The organism is Frigoribacterium sp. Leaf8 (genome assembly GCF_001421165.1).
Lineage (GTDB): Bacteria > Actinomycetota > Actinomycetes > Actinomycetales > Microbacteriaceae > Frigoribacterium.
The window spans coordinates 483,146-499,732 of sequence record NZ_LMKB01000006.1 but is presented as its reverse complement, the minus strand read 5'-3'; the positions used below and the strand labels follow the sequence as shown (position 1 = coordinate 499,732).

Sequence of the window (16,587 nt, the reverse complement as noted above, 5' to 3'; positions counted from 1 at the left end):
CCACGCAACAGGCGTCGCCCATCCCGGGCGGCGCCTGTTCTGCGTCCGGTCCGACCTCGCTCGGCCTCAGTCGGCGAGCAGCGCCGCACGAATCGCGGCGATGCCGATCCGCACCTCGGCGAACGAGGTGCTGAGCGGCGACAGTCCGATGCGCAGCGCGTCGGGGTTGCGGAAGTCAGGGACGACACCGGCCTCCCAGAGCCGCGCCACGATCGACCGGAACGAGTCGTGCGTGATCGTGACGTGGCTGCCGCGGCGGTCCGGTTCGCGAGGCGTCGCGACGGTCACCCCGAGCGGCACGAGCCAGGCGTCGACGAGGTCGAAGGCGTAGTCGGTCAGGGCGAGCGACTTCGACCGGATGGCATCGATGCCGGCCTCGTCGATCAGGTCGAGCATGTCGTGCATCGCGAGCATGCCCATCACCGGGGGAGTGCCGCTGATGAACCGCCGGATGCCGGTCGCCGGCTGGTACCCGTCGGCCATGGCGAACACGTCGGCGGCGCCCATCCACCCCTGGATCGGCTGGTCGAGCTCGGGCAGCAGCGAGGCGCGGGCGTAGACGAACGCGGGGGCTCCCGGCCCACCGTTCAGGTACTTGTAGGTGCAGCCGACGGCGAGGTCGACGCCCCACTCGTCGAGCTGCATCGGCACGACGCCGACGCTGTGGCAGAGGTCGGCCAGCACGAGACCGCCCGCCTCGTGCACGAGCGTCGTGATCGCGGGCAGGTCGACCAGCCAGCCCGATCGATACGACACGTGGTTCACCAGCAGCAGTGCGGTGTCGGGCCCGACGACGTCGCGCACCTGCGACACGGTCACGCCGGTCGCCTTGTCGACGGCGATCCAGCGGATCGTGGCCCCGTGCTCGCGGGCGATGCCCTCGACGACGAAGCGGTCGGTCGGGAACTGGTCGTCGTCGATGACGATCTCGTGGCGGTCGGGCCGGGCCCGCAGGCCCGCGCGGATCGCCTTGTAGAGCAGCACGGTCGTCGAGTCGGCCACGACCGTCTGGCCCGGGGCGGCACCGAGGCAGGCCGCCGCGATGCGGTCGCCGAGCTCGGTCGGCAGGGCCATCCAGCGTTCGTCCCACGAGCGGATCAACCGCGTGCCCCAGGCGCCCTCGACGAATTCGGACAGCCGCGACAGCGTGGCGGTCACGGGCCGCCCGAGCGAGTTGCCGTCGAGGTACGACACCACGTCGACGGCCGGTACGAACCGGTCGACGTACGACGCCAGCGGGTCGGTGGCGTCGAGCGGGCCGGCGGGATGCGCCGAGGCCTGCTCGTCGGGGTCGGTGGCGTCGACGGGGTAGGCGAGCGGATCGGTCATCGGGTCTTCTCCTCGAGGGCGACGGCGAGCAGCTCGTCGGCGGTCAGTGCGGTCGCGCGGGCGAGCCAGGCGGCCCGTTCGTCGGAGGCCGCGGAGGCGCGGGGCGCGTCGGCGATCCAGGTCACGCGGGTGAACGGCAGGCGCGCACCGCCGGTGGGCCCGGCGACGTCGGGGGCGAGGGCGTCGAGCAGGCCGGCCAGCCCGAAGCCGGCCCGACCCATCGCGCGCAGCTCGCGTTCGTTCACCCCGAGCGGAAGGTCGCCGTTGCCGAGGTCGGTGCCGTAGAGCACCCGGCCCCCGGCGGCACGGAACCGCGACAGGTTGTCGACGGCTGTCTCGTGCGCGACCCCACCGAGACCGTAGCCATGGATGTCGAGCGTGCTCACCCACGTCGTGGACGCGGCCAGCCGGGCGATGAGGTCGTCGTCGAGCCGTTCGCTGAAGGGCGTGTGGGCGAGCCGGTCGACCCCGGCGTCGGCCGCGCGTGCCGCCTGGCCGACGCCCTGGACGTGGGCGACCACGGGCAGGTCGAGCCCGTGTGCGGCGTCGACGACGGCGGCCAGCATCGCGTCGTCGAGGACGGGGCCGACGTCGGAGTTCAGGGCGACCTTGACGATCGAGGCGCCGAGGGCGTGCTGCTGCTCGACGAGCCGGGCCGCGCGGCGCAGCCGGGTCGAGGCGCGGAGGCCGCCGACCGGGAGGGAGGCGCGGGGCGGCGCCCAGCCCGCCCGGCTCGGGTACCCGCCCGGCGCCGTGATCAACCCGCCGGCGATCGCCACCTCGGGCCAGCCGTCGCGACCCGACCGGCCGAGCCAGCCGGAGGCGACCGTCGGGTCCCACCCGAGGTCGACGACCCGCGAGATGCCGCCGACGGGCAGCTGCGTGGCGTCGATCAGGCCGAGGTGGACGTGCGAGTCGGTGAAGGGGGCGAGCACGGTGCCCGGCACGTGGGGCAGCTCGGCGCCGGCCAGGGTGTCGGCGTCGTGCGCGTCGGCCGATCCGGCGAAGACCACGCCGTGGGCGTCGAGGCGCAACAGGCTGCGACCGGACCACCGGCCCGACCAGGCGTGGTCGACCGTGACGAGCCGCGCCTCCTGGTCCATGACCCGACCCTATTCGTGCGTGCTGCCCGTGCCCTGCAGGCCCGCCCGCGTCCGGGGACGACGAGGCGGGCTCGCAGGGTGGGTGCCGACGAGGCGGGCTCGCAGGGTGGGTGCCGAGGAGGCGCGACTCAGCCGGGCAGGACGGCCCGCGAGCACCGCGCCACGTAGGGCAGGCGGATCAGGTCGGCGCCGCGGGTGTCCGGGTGCGTGTCGAGCAGCCGCTCGACGTCGCGCAGCAGGGCCGCGCGGTCGTCGGGCGAGAGCGTGATGACGTAGCTGCGCGACGCGATCATGGCGAGGAACTCGTCGCGACCCAGCTCGTGCACCCAGGGGACGTCGTACCGCTCGACGCTGCCGAACGGCGCACCGACGACCGGTGCGTCCGACCCCATGTCGCGCTCGCGGGGTTGGCGCATCACCCGGCTGAGCTCCGCCAGCCACGGCACGGACTCGTCGCGGATGTTCCAGACGAGGCCGAGGGTGCCGCCGGGACGCAGGACGCGGGCGATCTCGGGCACGGCGCGGGCGGGGTCGACCCAGTGCCAGGCCTGCGCGACGAGGACGGCGTCCACCGAGTCGTCGCCGAGGGGGATGTCCTCGGCCGACCCGGCGACCGACGTCGCCCCGGGGACGACCTGCTCGAGGGTCGCGCGCATGCCCGGCGACGGCTCGACGGCCGTGACCGACGGGGCACGGTCGAGCAGCAGACGGGTGAGCTTGCCCGTGCCCGCCCCCAGGTCGACCACGTGACAGGCGCCCTCGGGCAGCAGCCAGTCGACGGCGTCGAGGGGGTACGACGGGCGACCCCTCTCGTAGACGTCGGCGGCCAGCCCGAACGAGGCGGCGAGGTCGGAATCGGGTCGTGCGGGGTCGAAGCCGTGGGCGGCCGGATCGAACCCCTCCTGGAGTGGTTGATGTGTCACCGGAACACTGTCGCACGTCACGATCCGTCACACACCCTCTGTTACGTCGGCCTCGGGCGCAGCATGGAGGGGATGACTTCCTCGCTGCCTCCGACCCCCTCGTCCCCGCGTCCGACCCGTCCCCTGCGGGTCGTCGCGGTGTCCGGCACCCTCAGCACGCCGTCGAAGACCGACGCCCTCGTGCACGAGATCGTGACGGCGCTGGGTGACGTCCTGCCGATCGAGGCGCACGTGATCCGGGTCAGCGAACTCGGCCCCCTGTTCGCCGGCGCGCTCACCCGGGACCAGCTCGACGAGCGGGTCGAGCGCGAGCTGGTCGCCATCGAGACCGCCGACCTGCTGATCGTCGCCTCGCCCGTCTACCGCGCCTCCTTCACCGGGCTGTTCAAGCACCTGTTCGACTTCGTCGAGCAGTACGCGCTCGTGGACGTGCCCGTGCTGCTCGCCGCGACGGGGGGCAGCGAGCGCCACGCGCTGATCATCGAGCACGCGTTGCGACCACTGTTCGGGTTCTTCCAGGCCCTCACCCTGCCGCTGGGCGTCTACGCGCACACGACCGACTTCACGGCGACCGGAGGCGCGGAGAAGTACGCGGTCACGGCCCCTCTGCTGCAGGAGCGCATCCGCCACGCGATCCAGCGCGGCCTGCCGCTGATCCGCTCGAGCATCGCCGAGAAGGGGCGCATCAAGCAGACCCTCGACGACGGCGACGCGCGCGTCGACCTGGCGGTGGGCGACCTGCGCGCCGACGAGCTCGACGTCACGACCCCGACGCGCCTGTTCAGCTGAGCGCGACCCGAAGGCGGGGCAGCCGCTCCGGGATGCCCACCGGTATCGTGATCGTCGTGAACCCCGACCCGACTCCCCGTGGCCCGTCCGTCGCCCGCGCCGAGATCCGCGACAGCGAGGCACAGCGCCGTCTCGGCCTGTTGCCCTCCGGCGTGCTGCCGGGGCGTGCGGCCCGATGGGTGGACGACGGCGTGGACGACCTGTCCGTGCTCGCGCTCGCCGAGGCACAGACCAGCACCGACGACGCCCGTGAGGCGCTCCTCGCCCAGGCGGCCGTCGACCTCGGCCTCGGCTTCGGCTCGGTGCGCGAGGCGCGTGCCCATCACGGTCAGCGCGTCGTCGAGTCGATGACGGCCGCGTCGGCCCCTGCCGACGCCCTGGGCTTCTCGAACGGCTTCACCGACACCATCGAGGAGTCGGTGCGCGACAGCATCGCCCGCCTCTTCAAGCCCCGCGGCTGATCCGGGGCGTCGACGCGACCGGACGCAGGAGGCGCGGTGCCGGTCGTGACCGGCACCGCGCCTCCTGCGGTCGTGCCGTGGGTCAGGCCTTGCCGACCTCGAGCTCGACGACCGCCCACGAGAGGGCGGGCAGGCGGAGGCGCGCGGTGCCGCCGTCGACCGTGACGCCGGTCAGCGGCACGAGGCCCACGGTGTCCTGCGCGTTCTCGGTGTTGGACGAGAAGCGGTCGCCGCCCTCGGGGACGGCCAGGACCTCGGCGCGGGTGACGCGCCCGCCGCTGAAGCCGCGCAGGGCGACCTCGACGTCGGCCGCCTCGTCGAGCCCGCGGTTGGCGAGGAAGAACGCGACCGTGCCGGCCTCCTCGTCGTAGGTGGCGCTGACGTCGACCAGGTCGGCGTCGCCGTACTTCTCGGTGTCGACCTTGTCGCTCGTGACGAGGGTGCGCAGGATCTGCCCGGTGGCGAGCGCGGCCATGCGGGCGAACGGCCAGAAGATCGACTGACGCCACGCGGGCCCGCCGGCCTCGCTGCGGATCGGCGCGATGACGTTGACGAGCTGCGCCTGGTTGGCGATCTTGACCCGGTCGCCGTGACGCAGCAGCGAGTTGAGGAAGGTGCCGACCACGACCGCGTCGGTGACGTTGTACTGGTCCTCGATCAGCCGGGGGTGCTCGCGCCAGCCCTTCGACACGTTGTGCGGCTGGTCGTCCGAGTCGAGGCCCGTCTGGTACCAGACGTTCCACTCGTCGAACGAGATGTCGACCTGCTTCGTGTGCTTGCCGGCGGCCTTGACGCCGTCGATCGTCGACACGACCTCCTCGATGAACGCGTCCATGTCGACGGCCGTCGCGAGGAAGCTCTTCGCGTCGCCGTCGTGCTCCTGGTAGTAGGCGTGCATCGACACGTAGTCGACCTCGTCGTAGGCGTGCGTCAGGACCTCGTGCTCCCAGGTGCCGAAGGTGGGCATGCCGCGGCCCGAGCTGCCGACGGCGACCAGCTCGATCGAGTCGTCGACGAACTTCATGGCCTTGGCGGCCTCCTGGGCGAGGCGGCCGTACTCGGTGGCCGTCTTGTGGCCGATCTGCCACGGGCCGTCGAGCTCGTTGCCGAGGCACCAGAGCTTGATGTCGAAGGGGTCCTTGGCGCCGTTGGCGATGCGGCGGTCGCTCAGCGCGGTGCCGCCGGGGTGGTTGGCGTACTCGACGAGCTCCCGGGCGGCGTCGACGCCCCGGGTGCCGAGGTTGACGGCCTCCATCACCTCGGTGCCGGCCAGCTTCGACCACGCGACGAACTCGTGCAGGCCGAAGGCGTTGGTCTCGACGGTGTGCCAGGCGCCGTCGAGGCGACGGGGGCGCTGGTCGACCGGGCCGACGCCGTCCTCCCAGTTGTACCCCGAGACGAAGTTGCCGCCGGGGTAGCGGATGACGGTGGCGCCGAGCTCCTTGGTGAGGTCGAGGACGTCCTGGCGGAAGCCGTTCTCGTCGGCGGTGGGGTGACCGGGTTCGTAGATGCCGGTGTAGACGCAGCGGCCCATGTGCTCGACGAACGAGCCGAACAGGCGGCGGGGGACCGGGCCGATGGTGAACTCGCGGTCGACGGTGATGCGGGCGGTGGACATGGGTCTCCTAGGTGAGGGGATCGGCGTGCGTGTGGTGGGGACGAGGAGGCGCGGTGCGGCAGGGCGGTCGCGTCCGGGGCGGTCGGATCACTGACCTCCGAACCCGGTGGTCGAGATGCCCTTGATGATCTGCCGCTGGAAGAACAGGAACACGAGGATGAGCGGCAGGGCCGCGAGGACCGCGGCGGCCATGTTCTGCGCGTACTGGATGCCGTAGGCGCTCTCGATGGTCTGCAGGCCGACCGGCAGGGTGAGCAGCGACGCGTCGTTCGTGACGATGAACGGCCACAGGAAGTTGTTCCAGGCGCCGATGAACACGAAGATCGACACCGCGCCGAGGATGGGGCGCGACAGCGGTAGCAGGATCGTGAAGAAGACCCGGATGCGTCCCGCGCCGTCGACGCGGGCGGCGTCCTCGAGCTCGATCGGCACCTGGTCGAAGAACTTCTTCAGCACGAACACCATCGCCGGGGCGATCGCCTGCGGCAGGATGATGCCCCAGTACGTGTCGACCATGTCGAAGGCGAGCATCTGGTAGAACAGCGGCACGATCAGCACCTGCGGCGGGATGATGATCGACGCGATCGTCGCGACGTACAGCCACTTCTTGCCGCGGAAGTCGAGGCGCGAGAAGGCGTAGGCGACGAGGGCCGAGGTGGCCACGACGATCAGCGTGATGACGATCGAGGTGAACAGGCTGTTGAACAGCCACACCGGGATGTTGCCCTGTTCGAGCACCCCGCGGTAGGCGTCCAGCGTGAAGCCGCCGGCCGGGATCCAGGTCTGCGGCGTCGCCGCGGCGTCGGTCTCGCTCTTGAACGAGGTGGCGAGCGACCACAGGAACGGCAGCAGCCAGAGGACGGCGAGCACGACCAGGATGGCCACGCTGATCACGGCCATGGGGCCGAACGGCTTCTGGCCGGGTTTGTGGCCCTTCCGGCCCCGGCCGGCGGTGGGGGCCCGCAGGTCGGACGTGGGGGCGAGGGCGGGGGCGGTCATTTCTGGGCTCCCTTGCGGTTGCGGGCCGTGATGCTGAACTGCGCGATCGAGATGACGACGATGACCGCAAAGAAGATGTACGAGATCGCCGACGAGTAGCCGAAGCGGTAGCCGGTGAAGCCGGTGTCGAAGATGTACTGCACGGCCGAGCGGGTGCTTCCCGCCGGTCCGCCGGTGGTCATCTGGTAGATCTGGTCGAAGACCTTCAGCGAGGCGAGCACCTGGAGGATGACGATCAGGCCGGTGGTCGGGCCGAGCTGCGGGATGGTGATCGACAGCAGCGACCGCCAGCGTCCGGCGCCGTCGAGCGACGCGGCCTCGTACTGCTGGTCGGGGATGTTCTGCAGGGCGGCGAGGTACAGCAGGAAGTTGAAGCCGACCGTCCACCAGACGGTGGTCGCGACCACGGCGATCATGGCGGTGTCGGGGTCCTGCAGCCAGGCGGGTTGCGGCAGCCCCAGTGTGCCGAGCACGTTGTTGATCGGGCCGAGGGTGGGGCTGTAGAGCTGGATCCAGAACAGCGAGACGACCGTCGAGGCGAGCAGGTACGGCAGGAAGAAGCTCAGCCGCCAGAGCCACTGACCCGGCAGCCCGGTGTTGACGAGGATGGCGAGCACCAGCGCGACGACGACGAGCGGGATCGTGCTGAGCACCGTGAACCACAGCGTGTTGAGCATCGAACGCCACATGTCGCCGTCGGCGAAGGCCTCGGCGTAGTTGGCGACGCCGATCAGCTCGCCGCCCTGGCCGGTCAGGCTCTGGCCGGTGAAGCTCAGGTAGAAGCCGTGGAGCAGCGGCCAGACCAGGAACACCGCGAAGAGCACGGTGAACGGAGCGGCGAAGCCCCAGCCGATGCGGTTGTCGGAGGGGCCGGTCCGCTTGCGGGAGGCGCGGCTGCGGTCGGTCGCGCGGGCGTCGGACCGCGCGCGCTCGGCGGTGGCCCGGGGGGCCTTGACCGTGGTGGAGGTCACAGATCGACTCCTTCGTCGTCGTGATGGTCGGGTCGTGCGGAGGGGGAGGAGGGCGGTGTCGGGCGGACGGGGCGGCGGTGCCGCGTCGGCGTGGGGGAGGGCACGACGGTCACACCGGAGCCGGCCGCGACAGCTGCGTGTTGACTCGCGCGACGAACCGACGCATGCCGTCGGCCGCGTCGTCCTTGGCGAGGATCACGGACTGGATCGAGTCGAGGAAGTACGTCTGGAAGTCCGAGCCCGAGCCGGTGAACCAGGCGGGCGGGTCGTAGTTCAGGTAGTCCGCCGCCTCGGCGTAGTTCGCCTGCGGTCGCAGCTCGGCGTACTCGGGGCTCTCGACGATCGGCAGGTAGGCCGGGATGTGCCCGGCCGCGGCCCAGGAGATGGAGTCCTTCAGGATGGTCGAGACCATCTTGTAGGCGTCCTCGCGCTTGACGTCGTCGACCTCGCTCTGCCTCGGCAGCACGAACGCGTGCGAGTCGGCGTAGACGGCCGGCGTGCCGAAGAGCGTCGGGATGATGCTGCCGTCGAACGGGATGCCCGCGTTCTCGGCGCTCGGAACCTCCCACACGCCGGTGAAGAGCATGCCGCTCTCGCCGCTGACGAACTCGGCGATGCCCGACTGGATGTCGCTGGCCGTGGCCATCGCCGTGCCGTCCGTGAGCTGCTGCATGAACTGGAGCGCGGTGACGGCGGCCTGCTCGTCGTACTCGACCGTGCCGCCTTCCTTCAGCACCATGTCGGCGCCCTGCTGCTTGTAGAACGTGTAGAACATGCGCCACAGCTGCGCGCCGTCGTTGAGGTAGCCCCACGAGGCGCCGTGCTTGCCGGTCACCTGCTGCATGGCGTTCGCGACCTCGAGGAACTGCTCGGGGCTGGTGATCTCGACGAGCTTGCCGTCGGGGCCGAGGGCACCCGCCTGGGCGGCGATGTCGGTGTTGTACAACAGGATGAACGGGTGCGAGTCGAGGGCGACCGAGTAGAGGTCGCCGCCGTTGAAGCCCTTCTTCCACACGGCCTCGGCGAAGTCCTCTTCGCGGACGCCGTACGACGCGAGCTTCTCGACGTCCCACGGGTCGAGCAGGCCGCCGGGGGCGTAGCCGGGCACGCGCGAGGCGTGCATGATCGCGACGTCCGGCGCGCGACCGCCGGCCGAGGCCATGGCGAGCTTCGTGTAGTACGGCGTGCCCCAGGCGAGCACGGTCTGCGTCGCGTGGAACCCCGGGTTCTGCTCGTTGGCCTGGTCGATCAGCGCCGACATCTTGATGCCGTCACCGCCGCTGAGCAGGTGCCAGAACTTCAGCTGCGCGACGTCCGTGCCCGAGCCGGTGACCGCCCCGGGCGCACAGCCCGAGAGGCCCGTGGCGACGAACGCCCCGCCGACGAGGGCGGCGGAGCCGAGCAACATGCTGCGGCGGCTGAGGCCGCGGGGGGTGGCGGTGCCGGCGGTGGTGCCCGGACGCGGTGCCGGGGTCGTCCGATGGTTCTCGGTCATCTTCACTCCTTCGTGATGCGTGACGAAAGCGACTATTCCATCGTTGTAACGGATGCGCAAGAGGTTTCCGGCACACCGCCAGGACAGGGCCACAGCGCCAGGCTCTCTTCTGGCGTCGTGCCCCTCTCGTGGTGTCAGGCGCGGCCGCGGGTGCTGGCGCGCACGACGATCTCGTGGGGGACGATCACGAGTTCGGCCGCGCCCTGCCGGTCGGCGATGCGGGCCGCGAGCAGTTCGAGGGTGCGGTCGACGAAGAGGCGCTTGTCGAAGGTGACGGTCGTCAGCGGCGGCACGGAGAACCTCCCGTCGACGATGTCGTCGAAACCGGCGACCGCGACGTCGTCGGGGACCCGCAGGCCCGCCGACGTCAGCGCGCTGACGGCGCCGATGGCGAGCGAGTCGGTGAAGCAGAAGATCGCGTCGGGCCGGTCGCCGCGCTCGACGGCCGCCCGGACGACCGAGAAGGCGTCGGCCGAGGTCCACTCCGGGCACGAGTACTGCAGGGCGTGGTCGAGGGGCAGCCCGGCCTCGGCCATGGCCTGCTCGAAGCCGCGGGTGCGGGCGCGGGCCGTGGCCGTGTCGAACTCGCCGGCCGAGTCGCCGAGGGTCGCGATGCGGCGGTGTCCGGCGGCGATCAGGTGGGCCGTCATGTCGCGGGCCGCGGCGACGCTGTCGACCCGCACCTGGTCGACGAGGGTCTGCTCGACCTCTCCGATGACGACCACGGGCGGCAGCGAGTCGGTGGCCCCCGAGCCGGAGCCGGAGCCGGAGCCGGTGCCGGAGCCGCTGCCGGCGGACGACAGGGCGCTGGCGTCGAGCGTGATCGGGTTGAGGACGAGGCCGTCGACGAGGTGTTCCTTGCCGCGCGAGAGCAGCTCGCCCTCGCGTTCGGGCCGCGAGCCGGTCTGCTCGAGCTGGATCGACCAGCCGCGCTCGTGCGCCTGCTCGACGAACCAGTGCGTCATCTCGGCGCTGTACGGGGTGCTCAGGTCGGGGAACGCCAGGGCGATCGACCCGGTGCGCCCGGTGCGCAGGCCACGCGCGCTGAGGTTCGGCACGTAGTCGAGTTCGGCCAGTGCGCTCTCGACCCGGGTGCGGGTGTCGGGCCGGACGAAGACGACGCCGTTGATCACGTTGGAGACGGTCTTCGGCGACACCCCGGCGAGTGCCGCCACGTCCTTCACCGTCGCGCGCATGCGTTCAGGCTAGTGGCGGCAGGCGCTCAGGCGGAGGCGAGCACCTTGACGATGCGTTGCAGCGAGACGCTCTCGCTCGGCCGCAGGTCTTGTGCGAACAGGCTGAGGCGGAACTCCTCGATCATCCACCGGGCGCGGACGAGTGCAGGAGGCGCGGTGTCGGCGGGCGGGAACGTCCCGCCCGCGGCCTCGTACCGCTCGGTCGCCTGCTGCACCTCGCTGAGCCAGACGCGGTCCCGCCCGGGGTTCTCGAGCAGTTTCGCCGTGCGCTTCGTGATGCCCACGAGGTACACCGGCACGCGCTGGAGCTGCTGGAGCCCGGTCTGCGACACGAAGCCCGGACGGATCAGGCGATCCCGCTGCTGCCGCATGTCGGTCAGCGCCGCGAGCAGGGTCATCGAGGTCGCACCCTTCAGGGCCTTGTCGGCGTCGCGGGCGGCGGTCAGCGTGCGGGCGACGAGCGAGACGGTCTGGAACATCTGGTCCATGACGGCCCCCGAGACCCGGTCGCGGGTCGAGAGGAACTCCTTCTTCGTCATCACCATGCCGTCGGGCTTGACGCGGAACAGCACGTCGTCGACGACGGCCACGAGGCAGTCCGCGAAGAGCGCCGACGTGTTCTGGTACGGGCTCGTCGCGAGGATGAGCTTCTCGGCGCTCGTCAGGTGCTGCTGCACGTAGGCCACGGGCGACGGGGTCGCCAGCATCAGCAGGCGCCGCACTCCCTTCGGCGTCGCGAGGGCCTGGTCGGCGGGCGTCGCCATCAACGTGATCGAGACCGAGTCGCCGTGGTCGACCAACGCCGGGTAGGCCCGGATCACGGTGTCGCCGTGGCGGGTGTCGACGACCGCGGGGAGCTCGTCGAAGTCCCACGACGTCAGGCCCTCGCGCTCGATCGAGCTCGTGGGGCGAGGCGTGACGGGCGTGGCGTCGCCCCCCGCGCCTCCTCGTCCGCGACCCCGGCCACGGCCGCGCTCGTCGCGCCCGCCGCCCTGCGTGACGCGCGCGACGCTGTCGCGCGTGGCGTCGCGCAGCCGGTGCTGGAGCGCGTCGAGGTCCTTGTCGGCCCCGACCGTGCGGCCCCGCTCGTCGACCACGGCGTACGTGACCCGCAGGTGCGCGGGCACGCGGTGCAGGTCGAAGTCGTCGGTCGAGACTGGCGTGTAGGTGAGCTTCTTGATCGCCGCGGCCACGGTCGCCGTGAACGGCTCGTCGACGTCGGCCGGTGGTGCGTCGGGCAGCTCGTCCGTGATCTTCGACGCCCAGTCGGCGGCGGGCACCACGTTCTTGCGGATCTGCTTCGGCAGCGACTTGATGAGCGACGTGACGAGCTCGTCGCGCAACCCCGGCACCTGCCAGTCGAAGCCGACCGGACGGAGGCGCGGCAGCAGCGGCAGCGGAACGATCACGGTCACGCCGTCGTCGTCGGCCCCCGGCTCGAACTTGTAGCGCAGGGTCAACGTCTGGTCGCCCTGCTGCCACGTGCTCGGGAAGCCCTGTTCGTCGACGTCGGGTTCGTCGTCCCCGAGCAGGTCGGCGGCGGTCATGGTGAGCAGGTCGGGCGTGTCGACCTTGGCCTTGCGCCACCAGCCCTCGAAGTCGCGCATGCTCGCGACGTCGGCCGGGATGCGCCGCTGGAAGAACTCGAACGCGGCGTCGCCGTCGACCAGGATGTCGCGGCGACGCGTCCTCTCTTCGACCTCGGTGAGCTCGCGGATGAGCTGCCGGTTCTTCTGCTCGAACGCCTGGTGCCCCTCCCAGTCGCCCTCGACCAGCGCGTGCCGGATGAACAGCTCGCGGGCGTACGCCGGGTCGATGCGCGAGAACTGGATGCGTCGTCGCTCGACGATCGGCACCCCGTAGAGCGTGACGCGCTCGTAGGCGACGACGGCGCCCTGCTTCTTCTCCCAGTGGGGTTCGCCGTAGCTGCGCTTGACCAGGTCGGGCGCCAGCGGTTCGGCCCACGCCGGGTCGATCGAGCCGGCGACGCGGGCGAACAGGCGACTGGTCTCCACCAGTTCGGCCGTCATCACGGCCGCCGGCGGCTTCTTCGCGAGGCTGCTGCCCGGGAAGATCAGGAACCTCGTCTGGCGGGCGCCGACGAAGTCCTTCTTCTGCGGGTCGAACAGCCCGATCTGGCTGAGCAGGCCGGCCAGCAGGCTGCGGTGGACGCCGTCGGGGTTCGCGCTGCGCTCGCCGATGTGCAGCCCGAGGGGCCTGGCCGCGCGGCTGAGCTGGCGGTAGACGTCCTGCCACTCGCGGATGCGCAGGTAGTTGAGGAACTCGTCGCGGCACAGACGCTTGAAGGCGTTGCCGCTGAGCTCCTTCTGCTTGTCCTCGAGGTACTCGAACAGGTTGAGCAGCGTGAGGAAGTCGCCCTTGGGGTCGCGGAAGCGCGAGTGCTTCTCGTCGGCCTGGGCACGCCGCTCGAGGGGCCGCTCGCGCGGGTCCTGGATGCTCAGGGCCGAGACGATGGCGAGCACCTCGCGCGTCGTGCCCTGCGTCTTGGACTCGACGACCATGCGGGCGAGGCGCGGATCGATCGGCAGTCGCGTGAGCTGCTTGCCGACCCGGGTGATCTGGCCGCCCTGGGTGACGGCGCCGAGCTCGCGCAGCAAGTCGAGTCCGTCCTTGATGCCGCGCGAGTCGGGCGGCTGGAGGAAGGGGAAGGCGGCGATGTCGCCGAGGTTCAGGGAGATCATCTGCAGGATGACCGCGGCGAGGTTGGTCCGCAGGATCTCGGGCTCGGTGAACTCGGGGCGCTTCTCGAAGTCGGTCTCGCTGTAGAGGCGGATCGCGATGCCGCTGCTCGTGCGACCGGAGCGGCCCGACCGCTGGTTGGCGCTCGCCTGCGAGATGGCCTCGATCGGCAGGCGCTGCACCTTGGCGCGGGTCGAGTAGCGGCTGATGCGGGCCGTGCCGGCGTCGATCACGTACTTGATGCCGGGCACGGTGAGGCTGGTCTCGGCGACGTTGGTCGCGAGGACGATGCGGCGCCTGGTGCCCGCGGTCGTGCTGGGCTGGAAGACCCGGTGCTGGTCGGCGGCGCTCAACCGGCCGTACAGCGGCAGCACCTCGGTGAACGGCAGGTTGCGGCCGCGGATGCTCTCCTCGGCGTCACGGATCTCGTTCTCTCCGCTGAGGAAGACGAGGACGTCGCCGCTCGACTCGCGGGCGAGTTCGTCGAGGGCCTCGTTGATGCCCTGCAGGTAGTCCTTGTCGTCGGCGCGCTGCCTGCGGTCGCCGGCCCGCGCCTCCTGACGGTCGCCCTGGCGACCCGCGGGGCGGTCGTCGTCGTCGAGGTCGCCGTCGTCGTCGCTCGTGGTGTCGTCCACGAGCGGTCGGTAGCGGACCTCGACCGGGTAGGTGCGACCCGAGACCTCGACGATGGGCGCGTCGCCGAAGTGCTTCGAGAACGACTCGGGATCGATCGTGGCGCTCGTGATGATGAGCTTGAGGTCGGGGCGGCGGGGCAACAGCTGCTTGAGGTACCCGAGCAGGAAGTCGATGGTCAGGCTGCGCTCGTGGGCCTCGTCGATGATGATCGTGTCGTAGCGCTCGAGCTCGCGGTCGAAGTGGATCTCGTTCAGCAGGATGCCGTCGGTCATCAGCTTGATCTGCGTGTCGGCACCGACCTTGTCGGTGAACCGCACCTGGTAGCCGACCACGCCGCCGACCTCGTCGCCGAGTTCTTCGGCGATGCGCTCGCTGATGGTGCGGGCCGCGATGCGGCGCGGCTGGGTGTGGCCGATCTTGGTCCGGCCGAGCTCGAGGCAGATCTTGGGCAGCTGGGTCGTCTTGCCCGAACCGGTGGCGCCCGCGACGATGACGACCTGGTTGTCACGGATCGCCGCGGCGATGTCGTCGCGCCTCTGGCTGACCGGCAGCTCGGCGGGATACGTGATGGTGGGGATCATGAGCCCTCCATCGTAAGCCGCCCGGGGCCGGACCGGGCAACGGGTGGCGCGTCGTAGGATCGCGGCAGACCGCACGTCAACGGAGACGGAGAGACACCATGTCATCAGCACCCAGCCCCCGAGGCCACGCCACCGCGTCGGTCGCGGCCATCCTCGCCGAGTCGGCCGGCCGGTTCCCCGACGACGTCGCCGTCATCGTCGGGCCCACCTCGACCACCTACGCCGAGCTCTGGCAGCAGACCCTGGCCTACGCCGGGGCCCTCCGCGCCCGGGGCGTCGGCCCCGGGGACCGGGTCGCCATGCTCGTCCCGAACGTCGCGGACTTCCCCCGCGTCTACTACGCGACGCTCGCGCTCGGCGCGGTGGCCGTGCCCGTCCACGCCCTCCTCAAGCGACACGAGATCGAGTACGTGCTGCGCGACAGCGGCTCCCGCCTGCTCGTCTGCGCCGCACCGCTGCTCGGTGAAGGAGGCGCGGGAGCGCAGCTCGCGGGGGTCGACGTCCTGACCGTGCTCGCGCCTCCTGCCGGCCAGGAGGACGACGGGCCCGACCGCCTCGAGGACCTCGCCGCGGCCGCCGCACCCCTCGACACCTACGTGCCCCGCGACCCGTTCGACACCGCCACGATCCTCTACACGAGCGGCACCACGGGCCAGCCCAAGGGGGCCGAAGGGTCTCACCTCGCCCTGATCGAGCAGGTCAACACCAACCTGATGACGACGTTCGACATGCATCGCGGCGACGTGCTGCTCGGGGCCCTGCCGCTGTTCCACACCTTCGGACAGACCTGCACGATGAACACCGGGTTCCGGGTCGGCGCGACGATCGTCATGCTGCCGAAGTTCGACGGCGACGCCGCGCTCGCCGCGATGGTCGAGCACGGCTGCGAGGTGTTCATGGGCGTGCCCACGATGTACATGGCCCTGATCGCCGCGGCCACCCGCAGCGAGGCGCGCCCACCGCTGCGCTACGCCGTCTCGGGCGGGGCGTCGCTGCCGCTCGCGGTGCTCAAGAAGTTCCAGCAGGTGTACGACGCCCCGATCCACGAGGGCTACGGGCTGACCGAGACCTCGCCCGTCGCCACCTTCAACCACGTCGGGGTGCCACCGCGGCCCGGCACCATCGGCACGCCGATCTGGGGCGTCGACGTCGAGATCGCCGACCAGCACGTCGAGGACTCGATCGTGTTGCTGCCGCACGGCGAGATCGGCGAACTCGTCATCCGTGGGCACAACCTCATGAACGGCTACCTCGACCGGCCCGAGGACACCGCGAAGGCGATCGTCGACGGCTGGTTCCGCACGGGCGACCTCGGCACGAAGGACGACGACGGCTACCTGACGATCGTCGACCGCACGAAGGACATGATCATCCGCAACGGCTACAACGTGTACCCGCGGCAGGTCGAGGAGGTCCTCGCGCAGCACCCCGACGTCACGATGGCGGCCGTCTTCGGCGTGGCGCACGAACTCCACGGGCAGGAGATCGAGGCGGCCGTCGTCCTCCGTGACGGGGCCACGGCCACCCCCGACGAGTTGGTCGCCTTCGTCGCCGACGAGATCGCGGCCTACAAGTACCCCCGCGTGGTCCACGTCCTCGACGCCTTGCCGCTCGGCCCCAGCGGCAAGGTCCTCAAGCGCGAACTCGTGGACCGGTTCTCGGCCGCCGTCACCGGGGTCGGCGAGGGAGCCGCGGCGCCCCGCTGACCGGGTCGCGAGGGCACCCCCCGGACGGGGATCACCAGGACGGGGGCTGCCCGGACGGGGGCTGCCGGGCGGACGATCGG

12 protein-coding genes are annotated in these 16,587 nt (G+C 71.2%); 3 read left to right on the top strand and 9 right to left on the bottom strand.

The window, feature by feature from the left end; genetic code table 11:
- Positions 1–66: 66 nt before the first annotated feature.
- From ASL10_RS13830 to ASL10_RS13820, 3 genes are all read right to left on the bottom strand, one after another.
- Positions 67–1,329 carry a kynureninase gene (locus tag ASL10_RS13830; RefSeq protein WP_056048949.1) on the bottom strand — a complete coding sequence of 421 codons (1,263 nt, stop codon included), beginning with the start codon at positions 1,327–1,329 and terminating at the stop codon, positions 67–69.
- Positions 1,326–2,432, bottom strand: coding sequence for a hypothetical protein (locus ASL10_RS13825; RefSeq protein WP_056048945.1), 1,107 nt, complete (start codon positions 2,430–2,432; stop codon positions 1,326–1,328). Before ASL10_RS13825 ends, ASL10_RS13830 begins: the two co-directional genes overlap by 4 nt.
- A 128-nt stretch (positions 2,433–2,560) precedes the next feature.
- The gene (locus ASL10_RS13820; RefSeq protein WP_056048942.1) at positions 2,561–3,355 is read right to left on the bottom strand and encodes a class I SAM-dependent methyltransferase; all 795 of its coding nucleotides are present in this window, start codon (positions 3,353–3,355) and stop codon (positions 2,561–2,563) included.
- Positions 3,356–3,427: 72 nt separating this feature from the next.
- On the opposite strand from ASL10_RS13820, the gene msuE reads away from it, so the two are divergent.
- Both msuE and ASL10_RS13810 read left to right on the top strand, forming a co-directional pair.
- Positions 3,428–4,144: an FMN reductase gene (gene msuE, locus ASL10_RS13815; RefSeq protein WP_082460620.1), complete on the top strand. Its 717-nt coding sequence runs from the start codon at positions 3,428–3,430 to the stop codon at positions 4,142–4,144.
- Positions 4,145–4,176: 32 nt separating this feature from the next.
- On the top strand, positions 4,177–4,605 hold the full coding sequence (locus tag ASL10_RS13810) for a hypothetical protein (RefSeq protein WP_056048939.1): 429 nt from the start codon (positions 4,177–4,179) through the stop codon (positions 4,603–4,605).
- Positions 4,606–4,687: 82 nt separating this feature from the next.
- On the opposite strand, the gene ASL10_RS13805 is transcribed toward ASL10_RS13810, so the two are convergent.
- The 6 genes from ASL10_RS13805 to hrpA all read right to left on the bottom strand — a co-directional run bounded on the left by ASL10_RS13805 (position 4,688) and on the right by hrpA (position 14,801).
- Positions 4,688–6,223, bottom strand: coding sequence for an alpha-N-arabinofuranosidase (locus ASL10_RS13805; RefSeq protein WP_056048936.1), 1,536 nt, complete (start codon positions 6,221–6,223; stop codon positions 4,688–4,690).
- Between the two features lie 87 nt (positions 6,224–6,310).
- Complete coding sequence (locus ASL10_RS13800) at positions 6,311–7,222, bottom strand: carbohydrate ABC transporter permease (protein WP_056048933.1); 912 nt, start codon at positions 7,220–7,222, stop codon at positions 6,311–6,313.
- Entirely contained in the window at positions 7,219–8,076 is an 858-nt protein-coding gene (locus ASL10_RS13795; RefSeq protein ID WP_043593482.1) for a carbohydrate ABC transporter permease, read from the bottom strand. Before ASL10_RS13795 ends, ASL10_RS13800 begins: the two co-directional genes overlap by 4 nt.
- Before the next feature lie 226 nt (positions 8,077–8,302).
- Entirely contained in the window at positions 8,303–9,688 is a 1,386-nt protein-coding gene (locus ASL10_RS13790) for an extracellular solute-binding protein (protein WP_082460619.1), read from the bottom strand.
- Between the two features lie 134 nt (positions 9,689–9,822).
- Positions 9,823–10,884 carry a LacI family DNA-binding transcriptional regulator gene (locus tag ASL10_RS13785; RefSeq protein WP_056048930.1) on the bottom strand — a complete coding sequence of 354 codons (1,062 nt, stop codon included), beginning with the start codon at positions 10,882–10,884 and terminating at the stop codon, positions 9,823–9,825.
- 26 nt (positions 10,885–10,910) lie between these two features.
- Positions 10,911–14,801: an ATP-dependent RNA helicase HrpA gene (gene hrpA / locus ASL10_RS13780; RefSeq protein WP_056048927.1), complete on the bottom strand. Its 3,891-nt coding sequence runs from the start codon at positions 14,799–14,801 to the stop codon at positions 10,911–10,913.
- Positions 14,802–14,899: 98 nt separating this feature from the next.
- Between hrpA and ASL10_RS13775 the strand changes: the two genes are divergently transcribed.
- Positions 14,900–16,507 carry a long-chain fatty acid--CoA ligase gene (locus ASL10_RS13775; RefSeq protein WP_056048924.1) on the top strand — a complete coding sequence of 536 codons (1,608 nt, stop codon included), beginning with the start codon at positions 14,900–14,902 and terminating at the stop codon, positions 16,505–16,507.
- The last annotated feature ends 80 nt before the right edge of the window (positions 16,508–16,587 follow it).